Here is a 26,268-nt window from a genome sequence, read left to right on the forward strand (position 1 = left end):
CCCCGAAGTCCGATGGAACAGCATCCCCGAATCCGACGTTGCGGTCATTCACTGACCATCGACGAAATGTATTTCCGCATCGACGAAATACGTTTCGTCGATGTCGTGAAACAGTCGCGCCCGCTGTTGCGGCAACTGCTGATCCTTTGTGCCGTATGCTGTACGGTAACGGCCCTTCTGTTCCACGACGCATATCCCGACGCAACGCTCTTTTTCGCCGTATGCGCCGCCGTGGAGTTTGCCGTCGCAGGGGCGATCCGCCGGCGCTATGCCCTGCGCATCGGACAACCGTTCGGGACCTCCAAGGTTCTCATCACGACCGACCGGAAACAACTGGAAGAGCTCCGCGACCGGATCCTCGCCATGCTGCGGGAACAGGACGGGCCCCCGCAGCGCAACAAGGAGCGCTGACCCAACCGACACGACACCACATGGTCCCGGACCCTGCCGGCACAACCTCCAAACGGAACAGTCCCTCGCCCGAAAAGATCCGGCACCGCAAAAAAGGCGGTTGAAGCGCGTCCGGAGTCCCGAACAATCCATACATTCCCCGCCATCCCGCAACACTTGCTCCGAACGATCCGCACCCCGCCACCCCACACCTGCCGAAACTGCCGCCGAAACCGTCCCATGCTGCACCACCAAACCATATACGCTCCCGCATCCGACCAATGGATCGTTTTTATCCACGGTGCCGGCGGCAGTTCGAACGTCTGGTTCCGGCAGATCCGCGCCTTCGCTCCCCGCTACAACCTGCTGCTGATCGACCTGCGCGGACACGGACTGTCGGTCGGGCAGCCGTTGCGAGACCCGCAACGACGCGAAGAGTACACCTTCACGGAACTGGCTGCCGACGTCATCGAGGTTCTGGACGCCCTGTCGTTGAAACGATGCCACTTCATCGGATTGTCGATCGGCACGATCATCATCCGCGAAATCGCCGAGCACAACCCGGACTACGTGCGTTCGATGATCCTCGCCGGAGCGATTCTCAAACTCAACACCCGCATCCGCCTGCTGTCACAAGCCGCCAACCTCTGCAAACGCATCATCCCCTACATGATGCTTTACAAGTTCTATGCCCACCTGATCATGCCCAGCCCCGCACAGCGAACCTCCCGGCAGCTCTTCATCACCAATGCGCTGCGCATCACCCACGATGAATTTCTGAACTGGATGACGCTCAACCGCAACCTGGGACAACGGCTCTGCATCTATTCCGCGGAAACAGGGATTCCGACTCTCTACATCATGGGCGAGAACGACTACATCTTCCTCTCGCAGGTGCGGATCCGGCTCCGCAAACACCACCGCAACTCCTACCTCTGCATCCTGCCCGAAGCCGGGCACGTCTGCAACATCGACCGAAGCGAGGCGTTCAATGCCGTCACGCAATCCTTTCTGGAAGACCTTGCAGCGGATAAAAAAATCCGGGGCCGACGTCCTTGACATCGGCCCCGGATTCATTTTCAAGGCGGATCCCTATGCCAGGAACGCCAGCAGAATACCGGCCACGACGGCCGAACCAACCACACCGGCCACATTCGGACCCATGGCGTGCATCAGCAGGAAGTTCGAAGGATCGGCCTTCTGACCCTCGGTCTGCGATACGCGGGCGGCCATCGGAACGGCCGATACGCCGGCCGACCCGATCAGCGGGTTGATCTTGTTGCCCTCCTTTGCGAAGAGGTTCATCACCTTGGCCAGCAGAACGCCTCCGGCCGTACCCATGGCGAAGGCGAGCACGCCCAGCACCAGGATGCCCAGCGTACGGAGGTTGATGAAGGTCTCGGCCGTGGCCGTGGCACCCACCGTGACTGCCAGGAAGATCACCACCGTGTTCATCAGCTCGTTCTGGACGGTCTTCGACAGACGATCCACCACACCGCACTCCTTCATCAGATTGCCCAGCATCAGGCAGCCAACCAGCGGAGCGGCCGACGGCAGCAGCAACGCGATGATCACCGTGATGATCAGCGGGAAGATGATCTTCTCGGTCTTGGACACGGGGCGCAGCTGGCGCATCTTGATCTTACGCTCCTTCTCGGTGGTGAGCAGGCGCATGATCGGCGGCTGGATCACCGGCACGAGGGCCATGTACGAGTAGGCAGCCACGGCGATCGGGCCCAGCAGTTCGGGGGCCAGAATGGCCGTCAGATAGATCGACGTCGGGCCGTCGGCACCTCCGATGATACCGATCGAGGCGGCCTGCTCGGGCGTGAAGCCCAGGGCATAGGCCCCGATGAAGGTCGTGAAGATACCCAGCTGGGCGGCAGCTCCCAGGAGGAAGCTCTTCGGGTTGGCGATCAGCGGACCGAAATCCGTCATGGCGCCCACCCCGAGGAAGATCAGACAGGGATAGATACCCAGTTTCACACCCAGATAGAGGTAGTCAAGCAGTCCGGCATTTGCCACGAAGATGTCCCAGTGAACATGGCCGCCGGCAAAGAGCTCGGAGTGGTACATGTTCGCGCCCGGAAGGTTCGTGAGCAGCATACCGAAGGCGATCGTCAGGAGCAGCAGCGGCTCGAACTTGTGCTTGATGGCCAGGTAGAGCAGCACGAAGGCGATCAGAATCATCACCACGTTGCCCCACCCCATGTTCGTGAAGAGCGCTGCCACGCCCGTCGATTCGGCAAAGGTCTCCAGACTCTCCAATACGAAATTGGAGCCGGATGTCAGTGCAGTCCACATAAGGCTATTCGATTACAAGTAACGTATCACCTTCCATGACCGTGGCTCCCTGCTGAACAAGGATCTGTTTGACCACTCCGCCACGATCGGCGTCGATGTTGTTCTCCATCTTCATGGCCTCGAGGACCACCAGCGTCTGACCCCTGGTGATCGTGTCACCCACGGCGACCTGCACACCCAGCACCGTACCCGGCAGCGGGCTCTTGACGCTGTAGCCCGACGAGGGCGGTACGGCAGCCAGACGCGGCGACGGCGTGGCCGTCGACGGCATGATCATGCCGCTGTTGGCCGACTTCGGTGCCGGGGCCACCTGCGGTTTGGAGACCTTGACCGACTTGGCGCCTTCGATCTCCACTTCGTAGTCCACACCGTTGACCATTACATGGGCTACCGTCGAGTCCTCGTTGGCGTCGTCGATCTGGACGTTATAACTATGTCCGTTGATTTTCAGTGAATAATCTTTCATTGTTGTTTCTGAATTGTCCTGCTCCAACGAAAAGTGCTATTTCCGGTCGGGAAGCTGGGTTAAACCGTGAATTTTCGAATTCCAGGGCGAATAGGCCCGCTTGATGCTGAGGATGGTCAGAACCTCCGATTCGCGATCGTGCAGGGCGCTGCGGTAGATCTTCATCGCCGTGGCGATGGCCGCGATCTCCTCCTGGCTGATCATCGGCTGAGGGGCGATGGCCGGTTTGCCCGGGAGCGTCGTCGTCCGCGAGCGGAAGCAGGCTCCGAAGCCCTTCATGATGAAGATCAGCGCCACCAGCAGCACGAACACCAGCGCAAAGCCGATGAGCGAGACCCACAGGATTTCGGACCAACCCCAGTTTACAGCTTGAAATATCATGATTTCTGCGTTTTACAGGGTTACAGTGGAATGTTCGAGTGCTTCTTGGGCGGGTTCTGCAGGCGTTTGGTAGCCAGCGACTGCAGGGCGCGGATGATGCGGAAACGCGTGTTGCGCGGCTCGATCACATCGTCGATATAGCCGTAGCGGGCGGCGTTGTACGGATTCGAGAACTTGTCGTTGTACTCCTTCTCCTTCTCGGCGATGAAGGCGGCCTTCTCCTCGGGTTTGTCGGCCAGCTCCTTGAGCTCCTTGCCGTAGAGCACCTCGACGGCACCGCTCGCACCCATCACCGCGATCTCGGCCGTAGGCCATGCGTAGTTGATATCGCCGCGGATGTGCTTCGACGACATCACGATGTAGGCGCCACCGTAGGCCTTGCGCAGCGTGACGGTAATCTTCGGCACCGTAGCCTCGCAGTAGGCGAACAGCAGCTTGGCGCCGTGCGTGATCACGCCGCCGTACTCCTGGGTCGTACCCGGCAGGAAGCCCGGCACGTCAACGAGCGTCACCAGCGGAATGTTGAACGCGTCGCAGAAGCGCACGAAACGTGCGGCCTTGCGGCTGGCGTTGATATCGAGCACGCCGGCCATGAACTTCGGCTGGTTGGCGATGATGCCGACCGACTGGCCGTTGAAGCGGGCGAAGCACGTGATGATGTTCTTGGCATAACCGGCAGCCGACTCCAGATACTCGCCGTTGTCGACGATGGCGCGGATCACTTCGGCCATGTCATAGGGCTTGTTGGCGCTGTCGGGGATGATCTCGTTGAGCGAGTCCTCCAGACGGGTGATCTTGTCCGTGCAGACGGCCAGCGGGGCATCCTCCATGTTGTTCTGCGGCATGTAGGAGATCAGCTTCTTGATCAGCTCGATACCCTCCTCCTCGGTGTCGACGGCAAACTGGGCCACGCCCGATTTGGTGGTGTGCATCGTGGCACCGCCCAGCTCCTCCTGCGTGACGTTCTCGCCCGTGACGGTCTTGACGACCTTCGGGCCCGTGAGGAACATGTTCGAGGTCTCCTTCTTCATGATGATGAAGTCGGTCAGCGCGGGCGAGTAGACCGCACCGCCGGCGCACGGGCCGAAGATGGCCGAGATCTGCGGGATGACACCCGAAGCCATCACGTTGCGCTGGAAGATGTTGGCATAGCCGGCCAGGGCGTTGACACCCTCCTGGATACGGGCGCCGCCCGAGTCGTTCATGCCGATGCACGGGGCACCGTTGCGCATGGCCATGTCCATGACCTTGCAGATCTTGTCGGACATCGACAGCGAGAGCGAACCTGCCGTCACCGTGAAGTCCTGAGCGAAGACATAGACCAGGCGTCCGTCGATCGTACCGTAACCGGTCACCACGCCGTCGCCGAAGAAGTGCTTCTTCTCCATGCCGAAGTCGTAGCAGCGGTGCGTCACGAACATGTCGAACTCCTCGAACGAACCCTCGTCGAGAAGCATCTGGATACGCTCGCGGGCCGTATACTTGCCCTTGTCGTGCTGTTTGTCGATTGCCTTCTGGCCGCCGCCCATGCGGGCCGTCTCGCGGTTCTCGATCAGTTGGTTGATCTTTTCCTGAATTTGGCTCATAATGTTGATATTGTCCGTCCGGGAGGGTTCCGCCTTACACACGGAACGATCCCGCCCGGAGCGGAATCGTTTGTATTGGTTACTTGTTCTTGTTCTCGCAGAGTTCGGTCAGGATGCCCTGGGTCGATTTCGGGTGCAGGAAGGCGATCGTCATACCCTCGGCGCCCTTGCGCGGCGTCTTGTCGATCAGGCGGATGCCCTTGGCCTCGGCATCGGCCAGCTGCTCTTCGATGTTCTCGCAGGCCAGGGCCATGTGATGGATACCCACGCCGCGGTTTTCGATATACTTGGCGATGGTCGAGTCCTCCGAAGTGGGCTCCAGCAACTCGATCTTCGTCTGCCCCAGTTTGAAGAAGGCCGTACGCACCTTCTGGTCGGCCACCTCCTCGATGGCATAGCATTTCAGACCCAGAACGTTCTCCCAGTAGGGAATGGCTTCATCAAGGCTCTTCACCGCGACGCCAAGATGCTCGATATGAGAAACTTTCATAATTTAGTGGAATTATTGGTTGATTGTTTGTCTTGTTGCTGTGTCAGGCAGTGTTATTTTGCGAACACAAAGATAGGTGAATCTTTGAGATTCGCCAAAATTCGACGGACTTTTTTTGGCCGAAATCGGAACAAGATACGCACGAAAAGCGCCCGCAGGGAAAATTCCGTCCTCGGAAGGGTATTCTTAAATTTTAATAGGAAGTTATGAGAAATGTCCCTTGTTTGAATGAAATAAGGCAAAAATTGCCTACCTTTATGGCATTAAAAGTTCATAACCATACTGATTTACAGAGATGAATACGGTTTTGCCATATATGACCATGCCCGGGAATCTTTCGGTTTCCGATAAGGAGTGCCATGTATGTAAAACTGGCTTGTGGCACCTGTCGGCGCAATACACAGGCAACGGAATCTCCCTTGCCTGTGTATGTCGCCGATTTTCATTTATCAGGACAGGCAACGAAATAAACTTCAGCAATATATGACGAACATAAGACGAATATTAATTACAACGGTACTCGCTCTGGTTGTTGGATCCCTTGCGGCGCAGGAGAAGCCCGATACGGTCTATACGTTCCGCTTCGTCACCGATAAATTTTATGTGCCTTTCAACGGTAACGACACGGAACTGGCTCGGTTGGAGCAATGCGTGGAGCGATACAGGCAGGAGATCCTTGCCGGGAACATCCGCCTCCATGTGGACGGCTGGTGCACCGCCGGAGAGAGCGAGGCCGACAACCTTGCGATGGCGAAAGTCCGCTCCAACCGCGTGAAGTCGGAACTGATCGTGCGCCGGCAACTCACCGAAGCGTGCTTCATCACCCGTAACCACTCCGGGAGCGGCGACTACGTGACGGTACGCATCAGCGTGCCGAAAGAGGAGGCTGTGGCACAGAAGGACGAAGGGCGGCAGACCGGGCAGGAAAGTGCCGATACACAGCAGCCGGTGGAAGAGCCGCGCGAAACGGAAGAATCACGCTTTGTGGCCGAACAGATAAGGGCGGACAGCATGGTCGTGGTACATCCCGAAGCCGAGGTTCCTGCGGAAACCACCGGGACGGATGCGGAAGGAACCTCCGGCACAGACAGATGCACGCTCTCCCTGCGTGCCAACCTGCTGCGCTGGGCTACGCTCACGCCCGACCTGGGCCTGGAGTGGCGCATCACTCCGTCATGGGGAATCCTCGTGAACGGCTCGTGGACCTCGTGGTCGTGGAACGACAAGGACCGCCGCTACGCCCTCTGGGAGGTCATGCCGGAAGTGCGCCGGTATATGGGCAGGGAGAAGCGCGGCTACCTCGGTGCGATGTACAAGGCCGGTGGGTTCAACTACAAGTTCTCCGCAACCGGCAAGCAGGGCGACCTGATGGGCGGCGGCATCTGCGGCGGCTACCAGCTCCGTCTGAATAAAGCCTTGTCGCTGGACTTCAATGTGGCCGTGGGCTGCCTGCACGCGGATTATGAGACATACACGGTCCTCGACGGCGTGCGGGTGCGCCGTGGAACGGAATCGAAAAACTGGTGGGGCCCGGTCAATGCGGGTGTCACCCTGATATGGAAAATATATTAAAAGAAAATCATGCATATGTTCGGAAAGAAAACCGGCGATTATTTGAACAAGTGTGGCATCCTACGGCACGGGTATAAACTTTTTGCAGTCCTCCTCCTTGCCTTCGGCATGGCGGCGTGCGACGACGACAACACGGCTCCCGAACCGGATCCGGAGCCGACCTCTACCTTCCAGATACACATCGGCGAGGGAAACATCGCGCAGGTGGATCTGGGAGCCCCTGACAACTATCCTCCCGCATACATGGCGGTGCTGGTCATGGAGGACCTGCCGGCCGATGAGAAAATCATCTACATGGGCAGCGTTTATTCGACCGAGGATCGGGAGCCGGACGTGAACGACTGCACCTACCTCATCGACTACTCGGATGACGACCAGATCCAAGGCTGGCAGTGGGAAGTGGAGCCGCTATACTATGGATGCCTGTACCTCTTCCATCCGCTGCCGGGAGCGACGTATTACGTGCGGGGCTATGTGAAGACCAACAAGGCGGAGTACTACTCCAACACGATAGAAATCCGCTCCAGCCTCACCGACCCGGTAGCGGAGAACCCCGAAGCCTACGAGATTCCCGTGGTCTTCCACCTCTTCCCGGATGCCGAAGGCAACTATCCGGTCAAGGACTGGATGGTGAGGGAACAGCTGGACTATGCCAACCACGTGTACAGCCACTATTTCAACCTCCCCGGGCAGACAGAGACCGGCGTGCGCTTTGTGGCCGCCACCACAGCGCCCGACGGGCAGCCGCTTGAAACTCCCGGCATCGTCCACGAGAAGGAGGCCGTGGAGATAGACTACACGAACGTCGAGCTTGACGACCAATATATCTGGGACAATGAGCACGCGCTCAACGTGTGGGTCGCCCCAATCAATAATGTGTACGTGGATGAGTACAGCATATTTGCCGGGTTCTCGTTTTTCCCCTTCTTCGATGAAGTCGATATGCTGCCGGGGTGCGACACGCCGTATGAGCCAGGTGTCGTCACAGGCATATTCCTGAATACCAGGGCGATGGTGTTGGCCAACGATGTGATGGCGTTTGCCCATGAGGCAGGACATTTCCTGGGATTGGAGCATGTCTATATCGAGGGAGACGACTACTGCGATGATACGCCCTGGTACGATCGCAAAGCCTATGTAGAGACCATGCGGGGCAACATCTCCTTTAAGCGCACGAATGCCGCTACGGGAGAACCCTTCTGGTCCGACAACATCATGGATTACGAGTATGGCTTCATGGCCGGCATCACGCCCGACCAGGTGAAGCGCATCCAACACACCTTGCAGTACGCCTACCTCATTCCGGGCGAAGCGGGCAAGGAAGCGCCTGCGGTACGCTCCGCCGGGCAGCCGCGCCGCTTCGGGGACAAGCCGGTACGGTAAACTGAAAAAACATCCTGCGGATATGAAAACAAGAAAAAGAAGATATGCGACAACGATTCTGGCGACGGCCCTGCTGTTCGCTCCGGGCGGCTGCGTGAAGGACGAACTGCACGACACGCCGCATCCGGACAAGGGCGTAGTGGCAGTGTCAATCGACCTGCCGCAGGGCGCAAGCCGGGAAGACTATACGGTAGAGATTGACGGCACGACCGCCGACGGCAAGGAAGGCCGCTACACCGTTTCCGACCCGCTGCCTCCCGGCGAGTACACCGTGCTGGCCTACAACACGCCGCAGGGGTTCACCGTGACGGACGGCATCGCCCGCGTGGAGCGGACAGACGGCACGGTACGCGCCCTCACCGACTTCATCAATCCCCTGCCGGACTATCTCTATTCGGGTACGAAGCGGATAACCGTCGTGGCGGATGACATCCTGCGCGTGGACCTAAGCGTAGCACAACGGGTGCGCGACCTGCACATCGAACTGACCGTGACCGAGGGCGACCCGGAGCGCATCGCGGCCATAACGGGTACGCTCGGCGGCGTGGCGGAAGCCTACGACCTGTATCGCGGGACACTGACCGGCGAAGCGGTCAGCACACGACCAACCTTCGCCCGTGAGGGTGACAAGGTGTCGGCAGACCTGCGTCTGCTGGGAGTACGGGGCGATGCGCAGACACTGACGCTTGTCCTGACCTTCACCGACGGACAGACACAGACGGTAGAGAGCGACCTGACGGAAATCCTCGCGGACTTTAACGGAGACATGGAAGAAGCCCTGGGCATCGAGGGTGAGCTGCACACGCCGGTCAGGGCCGGTATGGAAGCCACCATAAAGGATTGGAATACCATTCCGGGCGACCCGGTGGAAGCCATGTAAACAGGATAACAAGCAATCTATTATGAAAGCAACCAGATTGAAATGGACTCCCGCCGTCATCATGGCCTTGACGATGACTCTGGCGGCTTGTAATAACGAAGAAACGGCGAATGACCCGCTTGCCGACGGACCGGTAGCCGCACAGGTGACGGCAGGTATCAGTGGCACACGGATCCGTGTCAGTGTTCATGGACAATCGGCAGCGTTTACCGCAGGCGATGTAATTCATGTGGTGGCAGACGGAACAGCCGCCTATGACTATACGTTGCAGGACGGCGGTTCCTGGTCTGCGGGCAGTAACCCGTATTATTTCCAAGACCGTAACGGGGTGTCTTTCCGGGCATGGTATGCCGACCCGGCATTAATTCCTGCGGCCAATGTAATCGACATCGACACCAAGTCGCAGGCTGTGAATGCAGAAAACGGCTGGAACCAGTGGGACATTCTCGTCACGCCTGTGGTAAGTACCAGCGTATCTTCCCCGGAAATCAACTTTACGGGTGACTACGCTTTCAGCCATATCATGTCGCAGGTTTCGTTCGTATTCAAGGCAGGCAACGGTATCAGCAACCTTGCCGCATTGAGCCGCTACACCGTCAAGGGCATCATCACAGATGCCACATTCAACACGCAGTCTTGCGATCTGACGACCGGCAGCACCTCCGGCGACATTGCCATGACGGTAACCGGCGAAGCGGACAAACAGGTGGATTGCTCCCCGATAATCATGGTGCCGCAAACCGTCAGCGGCACATTGAACCTCGAAGTGACCTGTAACGGACAGACCTACAAGACGGCGCTCAATCCTCCGACAGGCGGCCTGCAAGCCGGTTACAGCTATACTTACACCGTGACCATCAGCAATACCGGACTGGAAGCGGGCAACGCGACAATCAACGATTGGTTTACAAACAGTGATCGCGACGGCTCCGGAGATGTCACGTTGCAATAAAACATAATCAACGAAAAACACGAAACCATGAAACCCTATATTCTTCTCGCAGCTACGGCACTTATGCTCGCCGCCTGCACCAACGACGAAGTGACCACCGTGCCCGACGGCGAGGTGGCCCTCAAAGTGAACGCCACCATCAGCGGCACGAATACCCGCGCCAGCGGTACGGACTGGGCGCATGGCGACCGGATCGGCATCACGGGCGGCAATTATACCAACAGGCCGTATGCCTACGAAAGCGGTAAATTCGCCGCAACCGGACAGGAGATCTACTTCGAGGACCCGAACCCTGTAACATTCCGTGCCTACTATCCATACGCCGAGGGTGGCGGAACCGTCACCGCCACTACCGGTGCCGACATGCAGACCGCTGACCAGCAGCCCAAGATAGACTTCCTCTATACCGGCGGTGCCACAGCCAGCAAGGGCAACCCCGTGGTGAACTTCACGGGCGAACACGCCTTCTGCCACCGCATGAGCCAGATTACCCTTGAGTTTACCGAGGGGGCAGACATGGACTTCGACAACGGGATGCTGACCGGCTACACGCTCGGCGGTTTGAAGTTGCAAGGCTCGTTCAATACGCAGGACGGAACAGCCACGGCGGACGACAATGCATCGGCAGCCGAACTCACCATCGCACTCAGCGGCGTCACCACCACGAATGACAGGTACACGGCCTCTCCCGTCATCGTCTTTCCGCAGTCAGCCATCGGCATTGACCTCGCCGTCACGGTGAACGGGCAGACTTACAAGGCCAAGCTCACCGTACCTGAGTACAACTCGGCCTTCGGTCTGCAGCCGGGCGTGAACTACCTGTTCCCCGTCATCGTCAGCAAGACCGGACTGACGGCAGGCTCGGCTGACATCAAGGATTGGGTGACCGTAACCGATGATGACAACACGGCCCTGATGTAAACGGCAACAGCCATCCCGTGCGGCAGTGTAAGCACGGAGATATACTATATATGGTGTATCGGGCGGCATCGCGGCCGCCGGTGGCACGAAACCCAATAAAGAAAAACATGACGAGCAAGATGAAACATACTTTAATCCTCGCGGCCACGGCACTCGTGCTTGCCGCCTGCACGCAGGACGAACCGGCCGAGCAAGGCAACGCCTTGCCCGAAGGCGAATACCCCCTGGAACTGACAGCTACCTGTATGATGCAGGCTGTGGCGGCACCCTCTTCGCGCAGCACGATAGACGGCGATTGGGAGGGCGTGCAAAACGTAGCTGTGCAGGTAGGCAACGAAACGAAGGTGTACACCCTTACCTCCTCCGGCGACTACAAGACTGCCACGCTGACCTCCACCAACCCTTTCTATTGGACAAGCACCAACGAGACAAAGACGGTGGAAGCCTGGTATCCCTGCCTTACCACGTTGCCTGAAACATGGGAGGTGCCTGTCGACCAGTCCGCAGGGATGCCCGCCGATAAAGACTTCCTTCATGCCAAACAAACGATCTCATTCTCCGACAGGAACGAAGCGGGGCTGACATTCGGGCATTGCCTGGCGAAGGTAGTGATAAACATCCAGCAGTCCGACTATCTCGATAGTTCCGGCGGCGATTTGTCCGTGCTGCTGACTGATTTTCTAACCCGCGGAGAGGTAGATCATAATAACGGTTCAATATATATAGAGGAGGATCGATACTCGAAGGGTGCCTCCATCACGCCGCACCGGCTTGATACACCGGCTGACGGAGCTTTCGCCTCCTACGAAGCGCTTGTCATACCTCAAAGTTGTTATGTGGATCCTTCGCGCTTATCCGCGATAGAAGTCCGTGTAGGAGGCGCTGCCTATAAAGCGAGAATATCTGAATTGACAGGCTTGGGTATCAGTTATTCGTTTCAGGCTAACTTTGTACACACCTTCGACATCACCGTAAAGGAAGAAGGCCTGGAGGTATCGGTCGATACCGGCAGCATGACATGGGAAGACGGCGCGGATGGCAGTGGCTCGGTAGTGCTATGACCTTACAATACGAAAGAAAATGATACGCAAAAGATGGACATATTGCATCGGAGTATTCCTCTTCCTCTTGCTCGCCTCGTGCGGCCGCAATAACAGGGGTACCGGCACGGATGCCGCCACCTTCATCCCCGATGCGCCCGACTATGCCGACGCCACGATGTGGTACACCCGCCGGAACAGCACGGCGGAGAGGAGTGCGGACGTGTTCTACCTCGTCTCCACCTGGGAGACCGACTGGACTGCGGAAGACGGGCGCGTCTGCCACTATGCCGACGTGCATAACGCCACACACCGCGCCAACATGGACAAGGAGATTTCCCGCATCGCCGGTTATATGGGCGAGGCAGGTGACTTCTATTCGCCCTACTACCGTCACATCACCATCGAGGGCTGGGCGACGCTGAACGAGGATACCATCAGCAACCGCTTCCGCACCGCCTTCAGCGACGTGCAGGCGGCCTTCGACACCTTCCTCCGTCAACGCCCCGACCCCGACCGTCCCTTTGTGCTGGCGGGCTTCAGTCAGGGCGGCAAGGCGGTGGTGGAGCTGCTGAAGACGATGCCCGCAGACGTGGCAAACCGTCTGGTGGCGGCCTACGTGCTGGGCTATAAGGTGACACCCGCCGACACCCTCGCCTCGGAGAACATCCGTCCGGCGCATGGAGCCACGGACACGGGCGTGACCATCTGCTACAACTCCGTGTCCGACGTGCGCTGCATCCAGCCCGTGGTGGCAGCTCCCTGCGCGATGTGCATCAACCCCGTGAACTGGCGCACCGATGCCACGCCCGCCACGCTGCACGACACCATCACCGTCACGGTTTCGCCCCGGCACCATGTGTTGGTTGTGAAGGGCTACAGCGGCTCGGAATACCGGCCCATCCTGGGATTCCTCAATGTGGGTGACTTCCACAGCGCCGAGCCGTGGTTCTACGAGGAATGCCTGCGCGAGAACATCCGGGCACGGGTGGAGGCGTATTATAAGAATGAAGAAGAAGGAACGAAGAATCAGGAAGGAGAGAAGATATGAAGAGAAACAGATTATTTACAGCAATATGCCTTGCGGCGGCAACCCTGCTCACCGCCTGCACGCAGGACGAACTGGCCGAGCCGGGGAACACCCTGCCCGACGGCGCATATCCCTTGCAGATAGGCCGTGTAAGCATCACCGCAGAAAGCAGCGCAAAACCCTGGACGCGCGTGGCGGAAAACGAAACGGACGGCATGGGCAGCCACTGGACGGGCGGTGAACGCATTGGCGTGCGCATTGGCGACAATGAGGAAACGGGCCTATATATCATAAATGTAGATGATGCGGGAAATGTCACAGTCACCCCCGAAACGCCCGTCTATTGGAAGAACTCCCGGACTGCCGAAGTCACTGCCTGGTATCCCGCTACGGATGGCACAGTAAACCTCCGCGACCAAGAGAGGAACGGGCTGACCTACGTGCTGCACGGCATTGGCACGGGCGACCACCAAACACCCGTCACCCTCAGCTTCACCCACCAGCTTGCCAAGGTGCGCGTGGTGACCAAGGGCACAGCCCGGGTGGGAGGAATTGACATCCATAATAATCCGGTAAGTTGTAACATCCGGCAAGGGAAAATAATACAGGATATGTTTATGAAAGACAGGGTTCCCATGCGCCAGACCACCTGCCAAGACGGCACCGAGTGCTGGGAAGCCAATGTAGTACCCGGGGAAGAAATACAGTACATCATAGTTACGAATAAGAATTTGAATATTTCACACTCTTGTGAGATTTCACCGAACATAACTCCGGAAGCAGGCAAAGTCCACACCATCACGATTACGGCAAACAGCGAAGGCACGCAGACGATTGACCTCTCTACGCTGACCGACACGCGTGAGATTGCCGATAATGGTACTTACTATGTTACCGGTACGGGTCAATACGGCATACGGGTGACGGGGGGGGGTAAGCCGGACATCCATCTGGAGGATGCACGGATAAGCGTGTCGAGCGGCAATGCCATCAGCATCACCGGCGGCACCCCCACTATCCATGTAAAAGGAAATGATAACGAAGTGTCTTCCAGCGACGGCGCAGGCATCTATGTGGCAGAGAACTCTACCGTCACCATCACAGGCAGCAGCCGCAGCGATGTTCTGACAGTGACAGGCAATAACGGCAGCAGCGGTATTGGTGGTTATGTGATTGATGACAATAACCACCAAAGTGCGAATAGCGGCAACATCAATATCGAAAATGTAACCTTATATGCTTATAGTAGCAGTCCAAGTACTAAGGAAACAGTTTCACCAGGACTCGGAAGTACAGGAAACGCAACATGCCAATCCATCACCATAGATAATGCTGCTGTTCATGCGTATGGATGTGGGGGAACAAACTGGTCTACCCCGGCCATAGGCAATGGCATGGATTGGATGGGAAACACGGCATCTTCCACTCCAACTGTGACAATCTCCAATAATTCAGAAGTCCACGCCCACAGAGGTGAAAGGAATGGTCGCAGTTTTGCCGATTATATCGGACGTGCAGGCACATCGTCTTTCCCATATAGCGATGTAATAGCCACTGTTGATGCGAGCAGCGTGGTCTATAAATATACAGGGGATGGAAACACGCCAGATGAATGATGAAAATACCCCATACATGGATGCCAACAAACACCCATTGTAACACCATCCCGCCGTCCGGGACCGCCCTGCCCCGCACTCGCCCGACGCCCCTTTTTCCCCGAAAAATTTGCGGCTTCCGACAAAACGTACTATCTTTATAGCGGACAAAACAGGACGCTCCATGAAGAAAGCTCTGCTTATTCTCTTGGCGGTGTGCGGGTTGGGCCTCTCACTCGCCCGAGCCCAGAACATCATCCTCGGTGAAAAGGTCCCCGAGCTCAAACCCGCCGGCTGGATCGACAACCGACACCCCCAGCCCGCACCGATCACCTACGTCGAGTTCTTCCACTCGTCGAATCCCGCCTGCATCACCTCGCTCGAACGTCTCCGCGACCTCTCGGCCCGTTCGAAACCCGCCATGCGCGTGATCGTCGTCACGCGCGAGGACACGGCCCGCATCGCTCCGATGCTCAGACCCTTCCTCTCGCAGCGGATCACGGCCACGATCCATGCCGAACGCGGGTTCGCCGCCTACGGCGTCACGTACGTCCCGTTCGGCGTGCTGATCGACGCCCGCAACCGTGCCCTCTGGATGGGCAACAGCCTGCAACTCAACGAAAAAATCATCGAACAATCAACCCGTTGACACCCATGTCATTTACCAGGATCGACCACTACGAAAAGGAGTATGCCGACACGCATCACGATACGGCGCTCAACGTCGCCGAGGGCGTCGAAGACCAACCCGTCGTAAGCCCCTACTTCAAACGCCACAAGAAACGCCAGCTATCGACCGACGAATATGTCGAGGGAATCCTCGCCGGTAAGATCACCATCCTTTCGCAGGCCATCACGCTCGTCGAATCCTCCAACCCGGCCCACTACGCCCAGGCGCAGGAGATCATCGAACGCTGTCTGCCCCACGCCGGAAAATCCATCCGCATCGGCATCACCGGAGTCCCCGGAGCCGGCAAGTCGACCTTCATCGAGGCCATCGGGAACATGGTCACCTCGCTGCGCCACCGCCTGGCCGTGCTGGCCATCGACCCCTCGTCGGAGCGCAGCGGCGGCTCGATCCTCGGCGACAAGACCCGCATGGAGAGCATCTGCAACAACCCTGACGTCTTCATCCGGCCCTCGCCCTCGGCCGGATCGCTCGGAGGCGTGGCCCGCAAGACCCGTGAGACGATCGTGCTGTGCGAAGCCGCCGGTTTCGACGTCATCTTCATCGAGACGGTCGGCGTCGGGCAGTCCGAAACGGCCGTCCACTCGATGGTCGACCTCTTCATGCTGCTGCAGATCTCGGGCGCCGGCGACGAGTTGCAGGGCATCAAGCGCGGTATCATGGAGATGGCCGATCTGATGGTCATCACCAAGGCCGACGGCGAAAACATCCACAAGGCCGAGTTGGCCCGCACGCAGTTCCAGGGGGCCCTGCGGCTCTTCCCCGTCCCGGAATCGGGCTGGCGCCCCAAGGTCTACACCTCGTCGGCCGTGACGAAAGCCGGTCTGGAGGAGGTCTGGAAGGGCGTCGAGGAGTATCTCGACCACATCCAGCGCAACGGATACTTCCAGCACAACCGCAACCGCCAGAACAAATACTGGATGTACGAGACGATCAACGAGGCGCTGCGCAGCAGTTTCTACCGCGACCCGGCCGTCGAAAGCCGCATCGGCGAGTACGAACAGCGCGTGTTAAACGACAAGATCTCGTCGTTCGTCGCCGCCAAGGAGTTGCTCGACCTCTATTTCAAGGATGTCAAATAGCGGCCGGGAAACGCCGCTCTCCTGCACAAAAACGGACCGCATGACATGCGGTCCGTTTTATTTATATGTGTGGAATCGCGCTCCCGCGCCCCTACTTGAGGATCGGCAGACGGAGGCCGAAGCGGACCGCCACGATCCGCAGGGCAATGACCGCGGCCGCCGTGATGATCTGCAGCGCGGCCCCTTCGATGCCCGCCCAGCGGCACAGCCAGAAGACAAAGCCGCCGAAGACGCACGCCAGCGCGTAGATCTCCTTGCGGAAGATCAGCGGCTCCTCGTTGATCAGGATGTCGCGCAGCACGCCGCCCGCCGCGCCGGTCATCGTGCCCATGATCACGGCCACCCACAGCGGAAAACCCGTCGCAAGGGTCTTCTCGATGCCGACAACGGTGAAGAGTCCCAGACCGATGGCGTCGAAGATGAAGAAGGTGTTGTTCAGCCGGATCAGATAGCGCCCCAGCAGGATGACGATCCCCAGGGCGATGGCCGTGACGATGAGGTAGACGCTGTCCAGCATCCAGAACGGCGTCTGCGAAAGCATCAGGTCGCGGAGCGTTCCGCCCCCGATGGCAGTCGTGAAACCCACGACGTAGGCCCCGAACCAGTCAAAGCGCTTGGCCGAGGCGAGCCGGATACCGCTGATGGCAAAGGCCAGCGTTCCGAGCATCTCCAGAATGAAATAGGCGGTCATGATGCTTCATCGGCGTTATTTGTCCGCAAAGGTCCGGCGCAGCAGGCCGGCCAGTTCGGGAACCCCCTCCGAGGCCCGTTTGCGAATGACCGTCAGCGGATTGCGGATGCCGCGCGTATCGGGATTGCCCGGATCGACCAGGTAGATCGGCACGCCGGGCTGTACGTAGCGCACGAGCGAGGCCGCCGGATAGACGGCCAGCGACGTTCCGACGACGACCATGATCTCGGCCCGTGCGGCGATCTCGGCCGCCCGCTCGAACATCGGCACCGATTCGCCGAAGAAGACAATATGCGGCCGCAGCAGCGAACCGTCCGAAGCCCGGGCATCGAGCGGCTGCTCCCACCCCTCGATCGGAACGATGAGGTCGGGGTTGGCCGTCGAACGCAGCTTGCGCAGTTCGCCGTGAAGGTGCGTCACGCGCGTCGAGCCGGCCCGCTCGTGCAGGTCGTCGACATTCTGCGTCAGCACGTCGACGTCGAAATCCCGCTCCAGCGCGGCAATGGCCCGATGGCCGGCATTGGGTTCGCAGCGGAGCATCTCGCGGCGGCGTTCGTTATAGAAGCGGATGACCAGCGCCCGGTTGCGCGCCAGCGCCTCGGGCGTGCAGACATCCTCGATGCGGTAATTGGCCCACAGGCCGTCGGCATCGCGGAACGTAGCCAGTCCGCTGTCGGCGCTCATCCCCGCGCCGGTAAATACGACGAGTCGTTTCATGGCAGTATGTTTTTCCGGGACAAAGATACGCACTTTTTCCGCAAAACGTGCGCCACGGACGCCCGCTCCACGGTAAAAAAGAGCCGGCCGGCAGGGGCTCCGGCGTCGGGTTCTGGCACAGTTCGTGCAACCGTTCGACGACGTAAACCATAAATGCTACACACCATGAAACAACAGAACATGTCGGCCGCCGATGCCGCCGCCGAGATCTTCGGATCGAAGCAGATGCGCTCGCCGGCTCCCACCCAGTTCATCCCCCGCGGCAAGACCTCGCCCGAAATCGCCTACCAGATGGTCAAGGACGAAACCTACCCGCAGACCCAGCCCCGGCTGAATCTGGCCACCTTCGTCACGACCTACATGGACGACTACGCCACGCGGCTGATGAACGAGGCGATCAACGTCAACTACATCGACGAAACGGAGTATCCGCGCGTGGCCGTCATGTGCGGCCGCTGCATCAACATCCTGGCCAACCTCTGGAACTCGCCCGAAAAGGCCGAATGGAAGGCCGGAGCCGTCGGCATCGGGTCGTCCGAGGCCTGCATGCTGGGCGGTGTGGCCGCCTGGCTGCGCTGGCGCGACCGCCGCAAGGCCGCCGGGAAACCCTACGACAAGCCCAATCTGGTGATGAGCTCGGCCTTCCAGGTCGTCTGGGAGAAGTTCTGCCAGTTGTGGCAGATCGAGATGCGCACGGTGCCCCTCACCCCCGAAAAGAAGACCCTCGACACGGAGGCCGCCCTGAAGCTCTGCGACGAGAACACGATCTGCATCGTCCCGATCGCCGGCGTGACCTGGACCGGTCTGAACGACGATATCGAGGCCCTCGACCGGGCGCTCGACGCCTTCAACCAGAAGACCGGCTACGAGATTCCGATCCATGTCGATGCGGCTTCGGGCGGCTTTATCCTGCCGTTCCTCAACCCCGACGTGAAGTGGGATTTCCGCCTGAAATGGGTACTCTCGATCTCGACCTCGGGCCACAAGTTCGGTCTGGTCTACCCGGGTCTGGGATGGACCGTCTGGAAGGAGAAGAAGTATCTTCCCGACGCGATGTCCTTCTCGGTCAACTACCTCGGCGCCAGCATCACCCAGGTGGGGCTCAACTTCTCGCGTCCGGCGGCGCAGATCCTCGGCCAGTATTACAACTTCATCCGACTGGGATTCGAAGGCTACCGCGAGATTCAGCAGAACTCGATGGATATCGCCTGCTACTGCCACCGCGAGATCGGCAAGATGCCCTGCTTCCGCAACTACGCCGAGGAGATGGTCAACCCGCTCTTCATCTGGTCGCTGGATCCCGAATACGAAAAAACGGCCAAATGGACCCTCTTCGACCTGCAGGCCGCCCTGCAGCAGAGCGGATGGATGGTCCCGGCCTACACCATGCCCCGCAACATCGAGCAGATGATCGTCATGCGCATCGTCGTGCGGCAGGGCTTCTCGCGCGACATGGCCGACATGCTGCTGGGCGACATCCGCAACGCCGTGGCCGAATTCGAGAAGCTCCGCTACCCGACCACCTCGCGCCTGAAGTTCGAGGCCCACGAACACCAGAAGGGAAAGGTCTACACGCACTGACGGTATATGCATCGCTTACCGTAAATTGAGCGACCGGCCGGCGGAGGGATTCCGCCGGCCGGTTTTGTGTCGTGCGGAACCGGACCGGCAAGGGTTCGGGAACGACCGGAATGCTCAAAACCGCCGCTCCCCCGCAGCCGCACCGAACGGCAACATCCACACCCGACTGATCCCGAGGAAAATTCGAACAACTACCGACGGGTCCGGACCTTGACCGACACCGAAAATTTTCCTAACTTTACGCCACTTTACGAATCCCCGCCCGACATGCGCGAAACATTCGACATCTTCCTCATCGTCATGGCCTCGCTGGCCCTGGTGGTCTTCATCGCCCTGCACTTCTTCGAGGCCGGTTACGGCTACCTCTTCAACCGCCGCTACGGACCGCCCGTTCCGAACAAAATCGGATGGATGCTGATGGAATCCCCCGTCTTCATCCTCATGGCCGTGCTGTGGGCCACCTCCGACCGTATGGGGCAGGCCGCACCGCTTGTCCTCTTCCTCCTCTTCGAGGCCCACTACTTCCAACGTTCGTTCATCTTCCCGCTGCTCATGCGCGGAAACTCGAAGATGCCTCTCGGAATCGTCCTCATGGGCATGCTCTTCAATACGCTCAACGCCCTGATGCAGGGCGGATGGATCTTCTGGGTATCGCCCGCCGACTACTACGACGGCTGGTTCACAAAACCCTACATCTACATCGGAGGCGCGCTCTTCATCGCCGGAATGGCGATCAACCTCCACTCCGACCGCATTATCCGCCACCTGCGCAAACCCGGCGACACGCGGCACTACATCCCCCGCGGCGGCATGTTCCGCTACGTCTCGTCGGCCAACTACTTCGGCGAACTGCTCGAATGGATCGGATTCGCCGTGGCTTCGTGGTCGTGGGCCGGGGCGGTCTTCGCCTGGTGGACCTTCGCCAACCTCGCACCCCGCGCCGCCTCGCTGCGCCGCCGCTACGAGCAGGAGTTCGGCGAGGAGTTTTCCAAGCTCAGGCGCAAGCGCATCATCCCCTTTATTTACTAACCAGGCCCCGGCCTCAAGGAGCCGCCAAGGAAACCCGACATACCGTCCAAAGTCGCCAAGAAGCCGTCCTGCAGCCGCAGCGGACCGGGCTTTCGAAGCCCCGGGAGGCGACTCCGGACGCAAACAAGCGGACGGCCAATCCGCGGAGGAACCTCGCAAGGCGCCCGGCCCACTGAAAAAACCGAAAAACACACCATAAAGATGGAATCCAAACTTTTCACCCCCTTCAAGCTCGGGCCCGTCACGTTGCGCAACCGCACGATCCGCTCGGCGGCATTCGAGTCCATGGGCAAGGACTTCGGCCCCACACGGCAGCTCAAGGATTACCACGTGGCCGTGGCCCGCGGCGGAATCGGCATGACGACGCTGGCCTACGCCGCAGTCTGCCGCAGCGGCCTCTCGTTCAACAAACAGCTGTGGCTCCGCCCGGAAATCGTCCCCGGGCTGCGCGACATCACCGACGCCATCCACCGCGAAGGGGCTGCCGCCGCCATCCAGATCGGCCACTGCGGCAACATGACCCACTGGTCGACCGCCGGGCAGATGCCCATCGGGGCCTCGTGGGGCGTGAACCTCTACGCCTACACCCCGGTGCGCGGCATGAGGCGCAGCGAGATCGAACAGGTGGCCAAGGATTTCGGACGCGCCGTCCACACGGCCCACGACGCCGGATTCGACTCGGTGGAGCTCCACGCCGGGCACGGATACCTCATCTCGCAGTTTCTCTCGCCCTATACGAACCACCGCCATGACGAGTATGGCGGTTCGTTAGAAAACCGTATGCGCTTCATGCGGATGTGCCTCTCGGAGGCCGTCGAGGCCGCCCGCGCCTGCAACATGGCCATCACCGTCAAGCACAACATGTACGACGGCTTCAAGGGCGGCATCCAGATCCCCGAAAGCATCGAGATCGCCAAGGTCATCGAGTCGTTCGGCGTCGACGGCATCGTCCTCTCCGGCGGGTTCGTCTCGAAGGCCCCGATGGCCGTCATGCGCGGGCTGATCCCCCTCTACACGATGAGCTACTACTCGCCCCTCTGGCTGCGTTACTTCATCCGCTGGTGCGGTCCCTTCATGATCAAGCAGTTTCCCTTCAGCGAGTGCTACTTCCTGGAGGATGCCCGGAAGTTCCGCGAGGCGCTGAAGGGCACGCTGATCTACGTCGGCGGGCTCATCAGCCGCGAAGGGATCGAACGGGCCCTCGGGTCGGGGTTCGAACTGGTACAGATGGCCCGGGCGCTGGTCAACGATCCGGCCTTCGTCAACAAACTCCGCGCAGGAGACGAGTCGACCCGCAGCGAATGCGACCACCGCAACTACTGCATCGCCCGGATGTACTCCGTCGACATGAAGTGCTGCAAACACTGTCCGGATCTTCCGCGCAAGATCGTCGAAGAGCTCAAACGCCTCCCCTGATGAAGCGCACAAACAAAATACCGGCCGGTGCGGAGACCGGAACAGTCGCAAAAGCGGGGTACAGTGAGGCGGCATACGGCAATAAGGCGGCGTGCGGCAGTGAGGCGGCATACGGCAGTGAGACGGCATACGGCAGTGAGGCGGCATACGGCAGTGAGGCGGCATACGGCAGTGAGGCGGCGTGCGGCAGTGAGGCGGCATACGGCAGTGAGGCGGCATACGGCAGTGAGGCGGCATACGGCAGTGAGGCGGCATACGGCAGTGAGGCGGCATACGGCAGTGAGGCGCAGCCCCGGCGTCGGATGCGGCGCGGAGAGGTACGGCCCGGCACACGCTGGGCGCTGGTGAGCGGCGCCGGTTCGGGCATCGGGCGCTGTTATGCGCGTCGGCTCGCGGCGCTGGGTTACAACCTCGTCCTGGTAGGCAACCGCCGCGAACCGCTCGAGGAGGTCCGCAACGAACTGGCGGCCCGCTGCGAGGGGCGCGAGCTGCGGATCATCGAGTGCGACCTGGCCCGCGAGGAGGCGGCCCGCGAGCTGTTCGACCGCACACAGGCCGAGGGACTCCCGATCGACGTGCTGATCAACAACGCCGGCATGTTCTCGTTCCTCGACATTCTCCGAACGCCCGAGGAGCGCATCCGGCATATCATCCTGTTGCACGACCTGACCAACACACTGCTCTGCCGGCTCTACGCCTCGGAGATGGCCCGTCGCGGGCACGGCGGATACATTCTCAACATGTCCTCCTATTCGCAATGGATGCCCTGGCCGGGACTGGCCCTCTACAGCGCCTCGAAGGCCTATCTGCGGTCGTTCTCGGTCGCCTTTGCCCGGGAGGTCCGCGAGCAGGGGATCCGCGTTACGGCGGTCTCGCCGGCCGGCGTGGCCACGGATCTCTACGGGCTGACACCCCGCTGGCAGCGGATCGGGCTGCGGATTGGCGTGCTGATCTCGGCCGACCGCTGTGCCCGGGCCGGGCTCCGGGCCCTGTGGCGCGGCCGGCGCTCGATCGTCCCCGACTGGTGGAACCGGCTGTGGATCCCGCTGTGCAAGATGCTGCCGATGTGGGTGCTGCGCCCCGTAAGGCGTTTTACCATGAAATTCCAGAAATAAACGGTCCCCGACCGTACAAACGGGCACTTTGAATCCTATGGAAACTATCGAAAATGTCGTCTTCGACCTCGGAGGCGTGCTGGTCGATCTGGATATCGACCGCTGCCGGGCCTCGTTCCGGCGCCTTGGCATGGATGCCGTGGCCGAACTGATCAACCCCTACTACCCGGCCGAGATGATCGGGCAATTGGAACACGGACTGATCTCGTTCCACGAGATGTGCGACCTCATGCGGCAGTTGGCCGCGACGCCCGCGGTGACGGACGAAGCGATCGGCCGTGCCTACGGCGACTTCCTGACGGGGGTTCCGGTCGCGAAGATGCGGCAGATCGAGCAGCTGCGTCGGCGCGGCATCCGCACCTACGTCCTCTCGAACAACAACCCCTCGTCGATGCGCTTCATCCGCGAGATGTTCACGGCCGACGGCAAGTGCATGGAGGATTACTTCGACCGGATCTACCTTTCGTACGAGATGCGCGAGCTGAAGCCCTCGGAGGCGATCTTCCGCAAGATGATTGCCGACAGCGGCATGGTGCCCGAGCGGACGCTCTTCATCGACGACGGGCAGAAGAACGTCGATGCGGCGCAGGCGTTAGGTTTCGCCGTCTATAAGCCCGTCCCGGGCGAGGATTTCGGCCACCTGCTCGACAGCATCGGGAGGCCGTAACCGCCGCCGCCAACAATTGGCCACGCAGGTTCGGGACGCTTTTCCACCGAAAAGTTTGCCGGAACGGAAAAAAGCCGCTATCTTTGCACAACCTGTTCCGGGCGGACGGGATTCCGCCGCGGAACGGGACTCGGGGTGTAGCGCAGTCCGGTTAGCGCACCTGCTTTGGGAGCAGGGGGTCACAGGTTCGAATCCTGTTACCCCGACCAAATAAAAACAGCCGTCTGCATCGTTGCAGACGGCTGTTTTTATCTCCGTATCGGCCGGTCATCCGGCCAATCTGTCATTTTTTTGCGTGCGGATCGGAGCACCTCCGGGTCGGAAAGCCGATTTGCTCCACAGGACCGGAGTACGCCGAGCCGGGTCCCGACGCCCTCTCCCCCGTCCGCCCCGCTCTCCCCGGCCCCCTCAGCGTCGCGCAAAAAGGGTGATCGCCAGCGAGGCAAAGGTCAGCAGTGCCCCGGCGCCTACAACGCCCGGCCATCCATACAGCGTCCAGGCCGCACCCGAAAACAGCGTTCCCAGCGATCCGCCGATGAAGTAACTGCACATGAAGATCGTATTGATGCGGTTCGATGCCGACGGGCAGAGTTCGAACAGTGTCGTCTGGTTGCTCAACTGGATGCACTGCATTCCGATATCGAGCAGCAGAATACCCGCGATGATCGGCAGGTAATGGTCCGCACCCGCCAGGAAGAGCCCCCACGCCGCCAGCTGCAGCACCGCACCGATCACATTGAAGCGGAAGATCCCCACCCGGGCGATGTACCTGCCGCAGAAGGTTGCCGTCACGGCGCCCGCTACGCCGCACAGTCCGAGCAGTCCGACCACGTCGCTCCCGGCTTGGAACGGCTCCCCGGCCATCTTGAAGGCCAGCGATGCCCAGAAACACAGAAACGATCCGAAGGCCAGCGCCGCACGTGCCGAGTGGAGGCGCAGCAGCGGATAGCGCCGCACGAGGGTAAACAGCGACCGCATCAGCGCTCCGTAGCTGCCCGTGAAGTTGGGCTGCGCATCGGGGAGGATGCGGAAGATGACAACCGCCGAGAGGAGCATCAGCACGGCGGCTATGTAATACATCTCGCGCCAGCCGAGCCACTCGCCCACCGCCCCGCTCACGACACGCGACGCAAGGATGCCGGTCAACAGTCCCGAGAGGACGATGCCGACGTTGCGGTTCTTCCGCTCCGGACGCGAATACTGCGCCGCCAGCGGGATGAAGAACTGCGGCACCACGGAGCAGACACCGATGACGAACGAACTGACGTGCAGCGTCGTCATGTCGGGAGCCAGGGCAGTGGCCAGCAGCGCCGCGATCAACAGCGCGAAATCGGTCAGCAGAATCCGCCGCCGGCTGTAGAGGTCGGCCAGCGGGATGAGGAACAACAGCCCCAGAGCATAACCGCACTGTGCAAAGAGGGCAATGTGGTTGGCCGCGAGCGTTGTAGAGCCGAGATCCTGACGGATCATCTCCAGCAGCGGCTGGTTATAATAGAGGTTGGCCACGGAGACGCCCGCAATGACGGCCAACAAATAGAGCAGGCGATCGGGGAATCCGGCGCCCTCTTTCAACTGCAAATTCATGATGATTCGGTTTGCGGGGCAAAAGTACACAGAAATCCCCCGAAAAGCAAGTTATCGGAGCCGTAGAGCCATCAGGCATCAGGCAGCGTCCGAGTGGTAAAGGCTGTAAAGGCTGCAAAGCGGAGAGACCGGCGACCGAGGAACGGCGGGACCGGGAATGCAGCGGCCCCGGAAGAAAACGGGACTCGGATGGCAGCGAGTCTCGGGAGGGGGTGTCGGAAGAGAACAAAGTTCCGGGCGATCGCAACAATCGGGTAATCAATCGAATAGATCGACACGGGAGGTGCCGCCGTACAATATCGGACGAAAAAGCCGGACTCTGAGCACATCGTCGGGACGTTTTTTTCTGAAAATTATTTTGCGATTTCGGATTTTAGAGTTATCTTTGTGCGCTCTTAGAAAGATAAGGGCATCCGTTCGGGGTGTAGCGCAGTCCGGTTAGCGCGCCAGCTTCGGGAGTTGGAGGTCGCTGGTTCGAATCCAGTCTCCCCGACGAATTCAAACGAAAACCTTTGCTTCGGCAAAGGTTTTTTTGTTTCCGCTCCGGCAGATATCCGCCGGCCCTCTTCAAGGCATGAGGGCGTCGGCGGACTTTTCTTTTCTACACCTCATCGCGGCGGAAACCAGAGACGGAGCAAGAGGACCCATACGGGACAAGAACAAGAGGCCGAAAAATAGAAGAGGAAGTAAAGGACGGGGGGGGGCAAA

General features: G+C 59.8%; 25 protein-coding genes and 2 tRNA genes. 19 read left to right on the top strand and 8 right to left on the bottom strand.

Features of this window, described 5'->3' with window-relative positions:
- Positions 1 to 12: 12 nt before the first annotated feature.
- Together B5E60_RS06615 and B5E60_RS06620 are read left to right on the top strand one after the other, a co-directional pair.
- On the top strand, positions 13 to 411 hold the full coding sequence (locus B5E60_RS06615) for a DUF6232 family protein (protein WP_143260686.1): 399 nt from the start codon (positions 13 to 15) through the stop codon (positions 409 to 411).
- Positions 412 to 630: 219 nt separating this feature from the next.
- Positions 631 to 1,449, top strand: a complete 819-nt coding sequence (locus B5E60_RS06620; RefSeq protein ID WP_087310554.1) for an alpha/beta fold hydrolase — start codon at positions 631 to 633, stop codon at positions 1,447 to 1,449.
- A 33-nt stretch (positions 1,450 to 1,482) separates the two neighbouring features.
- On the opposite strand, the gene B5E60_RS06625 is transcribed toward B5E60_RS06620, so the two are convergent.
- From B5E60_RS06625 to mce, 5 genes are all read right to left on the bottom strand, one after another.
- Positions 1,483 to 2,694, bottom strand: coding sequence for a sodium ion-translocating decarboxylase subunit beta (locus tag B5E60_RS06625; RefSeq protein ID WP_087310556.1), 1,212 nt, complete (start codon positions 2,692 to 2,694; stop codon positions 1,483 to 1,485).
- Between the two features lie 4 nt (positions 2,695 to 2,698).
- Positions 2,699 to 3,160: an acetyl-CoA carboxylase biotin carboxyl carrier protein gene (locus B5E60_RS06630; protein WP_087310558.1), complete on the bottom strand. Its 462-nt coding sequence runs from the start codon at positions 3,158 to 3,160 to the stop codon at positions 2,699 to 2,701.
- Between the two features lie 36 nt (positions 3,161 to 3,196).
- The gene (locus B5E60_RS06635; RefSeq protein ID WP_087310560.1) at positions 3,197 to 3,541 is read right to left on the bottom strand and encodes an OadG family protein; all 345 of its coding nucleotides are present in this window, start codon (positions 3,539 to 3,541) and stop codon (positions 3,197 to 3,199) included.
- 20 nt (positions 3,542 to 3,561) lie between these two features.
- Positions 3,562 to 5,127, bottom strand: coding sequence for an acyl-CoA carboxylase subunit beta (locus tag B5E60_RS06640; RefSeq protein WP_087310671.1), 1,566 nt, complete (start codon positions 5,125 to 5,127; stop codon positions 3,562 to 3,564).
- A gap of 79 nt (positions 5,128 to 5,206) precedes the next feature.
- A complete protein-coding gene (mce, locus tag B5E60_RS06645) occupies positions 5,207 to 5,617 on the bottom strand; it encodes a methylmalonyl-CoA epimerase (RefSeq protein ID WP_087310562.1) in 411 nt (136 codons plus the stop codon).
- Positions 5,618 to 6,100: 483 nt separating this feature from the next.
- On the opposite strand from mce, the gene B5E60_RS06650 reads away from it, so the two are divergent.
- The 10 genes from B5E60_RS06650 (at position 6,101) to meaB (ending at position 16,760) form a co-directional block, all read left to right on the top strand.
- On the top strand, positions 6,101 to 7,189 hold the full coding sequence (locus B5E60_RS06650) for a DUF3575 domain-containing protein (RefSeq protein WP_087310564.1): 1,089 nt from the start codon (positions 6,101 to 6,103) through the stop codon (positions 7,187 to 7,189).
- 15 nt (positions 7,190 to 7,204) lie between these two features.
- Positions 7,205 to 8,572, top strand: coding sequence for a M43 family zinc metalloprotease (locus B5E60_RS06655; RefSeq protein WP_162611602.1), 1,368 nt, complete (start codon positions 7,205 to 7,207; stop codon positions 8,570 to 8,572).
- A 22-nt stretch (positions 8,573 to 8,594) separates the two neighbouring features.
- A complete protein-coding gene (locus B5E60_RS06660; RefSeq protein ID WP_087310568.1) occupies positions 8,595 to 9,452 on the top strand; it encodes a FimB/Mfa2 family fimbrial subunit in 858 nt (285 codons plus the stop codon).
- 22 nt (positions 9,453 to 9,474) lie between these two features.
- The gene (locus tag B5E60_RS06665; RefSeq protein ID WP_087310570.1) at positions 9,475 to 10,404 is read left to right on the top strand and encodes a fimbrillin family protein; all 930 of its coding nucleotides are present in this window, start codon (positions 9,475 to 9,477) and stop codon (positions 10,402 to 10,404) included.
- A 27-nt stretch (positions 10,405 to 10,431) separates the two neighbouring features.
- Positions 10,432 to 11,325, top strand: a complete 894-nt coding sequence (locus B5E60_RS06670) for a fimbrillin family protein (RefSeq protein WP_087310572.1) — start codon at positions 10,432 to 10,434, stop codon at positions 11,323 to 11,325.
- A gap of 119 nt (positions 11,326 to 11,444) precedes the next feature.
- A complete protein-coding gene (locus tag B5E60_RS06675; RefSeq protein WP_162611603.1) occupies positions 11,445 to 12,386 on the top strand; it encodes a fimbrillin family protein in 942 nt (313 codons plus the stop codon).
- Positions 12,387 to 12,405: 19 nt separating this feature from the next.
- Positions 12,406 to 13,416, top strand: a complete 1,011-nt coding sequence (locus B5E60_RS06680) for a DUF3089 domain-containing protein (RefSeq protein ID WP_087310576.1) — start codon at positions 12,406 to 12,408, stop codon at positions 13,414 to 13,416.
- The gene (locus B5E60_RS06685) at positions 13,413 to 15,011 is read left to right on the top strand and encodes a fimbrillin family protein (protein ID WP_087310578.1); all 1,599 of its coding nucleotides are present in this window, start codon (positions 13,413 to 13,415) and stop codon (positions 15,009 to 15,011) included. The genes B5E60_RS06680 and B5E60_RS06685 overlap by 4 nt, the downstream gene beginning before the upstream one ends.
- 163 nt (positions 15,012 to 15,174) lie before the next feature.
- Positions 15,175 to 15,639: a hypothetical protein gene (locus B5E60_RS06690; protein WP_087310580.1), complete on the top strand. Its 465-nt coding sequence runs from the start codon at positions 15,175 to 15,177 to the stop codon at positions 15,637 to 15,639.
- A 5-nt stretch (positions 15,640 to 15,644) separates the two neighbouring features.
- A complete protein-coding gene (meaB, locus tag B5E60_RS06695) occupies positions 15,645 to 16,760 on the top strand; it encodes a methylmalonyl Co-A mutase-associated GTPase MeaB (RefSeq protein ID WP_087310582.1) in 1,116 nt (371 codons plus the stop codon).
- Positions 16,761 to 16,851: 91 nt separating this feature from the next.
- Here meaB and B5E60_RS06700 read toward each other — a convergent pair whose 3' ends face one another.
- Together B5E60_RS06700 and B5E60_RS06705 are read right to left on the bottom strand one after the other, a co-directional pair.
- Positions 16,852 to 17,454: a trimeric intracellular cation channel family protein gene (locus B5E60_RS06700; protein ID WP_446698000.1), complete on the bottom strand. Its 603-nt coding sequence runs from the start codon at positions 17,452 to 17,454 to the stop codon at positions 16,852 to 16,854.
- Positions 17,455 to 17,466: 12 nt separating this feature from the next.
- Positions 17,467 to 18,168, bottom strand: coding sequence for an SIR2 family NAD-dependent protein deacylase (locus B5E60_RS06705; protein ID WP_087310587.1), 702 nt, complete (start codon positions 18,166 to 18,168; stop codon positions 17,467 to 17,469).
- A 165-nt stretch (positions 18,169 to 18,333) separates the two neighbouring features.
- Here B5E60_RS06705 and B5E60_RS06710 point away from each other — a divergent pair, with 165 nt between their 5' ends.
- From B5E60_RS06710 to B5E60_RS06735, 6 genes are all read left to right on the top strand, one after another.
- Complete coding sequence (locus B5E60_RS06710; RefSeq protein ID WP_087310589.1) at positions 18,334 to 19,749, top strand: glutamate decarboxylase; 1,416 nt, start codon at positions 18,334 to 18,336, stop codon at positions 19,747 to 19,749.
- 267 nt (positions 19,750 to 20,016) lie between these two features.
- Positions 20,017 to 20,778: a DUF1295 domain-containing protein gene (locus B5E60_RS06715; protein WP_087310591.1), complete on the top strand. Its 762-nt coding sequence runs from the start codon at positions 20,017 to 20,019 to the stop codon at positions 20,776 to 20,778.
- Between the two features lie 201 nt (positions 20,779 to 20,979).
- Positions 20,980 to 22,194: an NADH:flavin oxidoreductase gene (locus tag B5E60_RS06720; RefSeq protein WP_087310593.1), complete on the top strand. Its 1,215-nt coding sequence runs from the start codon at positions 20,980 to 20,982 to the stop codon at positions 22,192 to 22,194.
- Positions 22,194 to 23,309: an SDR family NAD(P)-dependent oxidoreductase gene (locus B5E60_RS06725; RefSeq protein ID WP_239403252.1), complete on the top strand. Its 1,116-nt coding sequence runs from the start codon at positions 22,194 to 22,196 to the stop codon at positions 23,307 to 23,309. The genes B5E60_RS06720 and B5E60_RS06725 overlap by 1 nt, the downstream gene beginning before the upstream one ends.
- A 37-nt stretch (positions 23,310 to 23,346) precedes the next feature.
- Complete coding sequence (locus tag B5E60_RS06730; protein WP_087310596.1) at positions 23,347 to 23,976, top strand: HAD family hydrolase; 630 nt, start codon at positions 23,347 to 23,349, stop codon at positions 23,974 to 23,976.
- Positions 23,977 to 24,107: 131 nt separating this feature from the next.
- Positions 24,108 to 24,185 (top strand) — tRNA-Pro (locus B5E60_RS06735).
- Positions 24,186 to 24,384: 199 nt separating this feature from the next.
- Here B5E60_RS06735 and B5E60_RS06740 read toward each other — a convergent pair.
- Positions 24,385 to 25,560 (bottom strand): MFS transporter, encoded by a 1,176-nt coding sequence (locus B5E60_RS06740; protein WP_087310598.1) that lies wholly within the window; start codon positions 25,558 to 25,560, stop codon positions 24,385 to 24,387.
- A 418-nt stretch (positions 25,561 to 25,978) separates the two neighbouring features.
- Here B5E60_RS06740 and B5E60_RS06745 point away from each other — a divergent pair.
- Positions 25,979 to 26,053: transfer RNA gene (locus B5E60_RS06745), tRNA-Pro, on the top strand.
- Positions 26,054 to 26,268: the final 215 nt, after the last annotated feature.

The organism is Alistipes sp. An116 (assembly GCF_002161005.1).
Taxonomy (GTDB): Bacteria; Bacteroidota; Bacteroidia; order Bacteroidales; family Rikenellaceae; genus Alistipes; species Alistipes megaguti.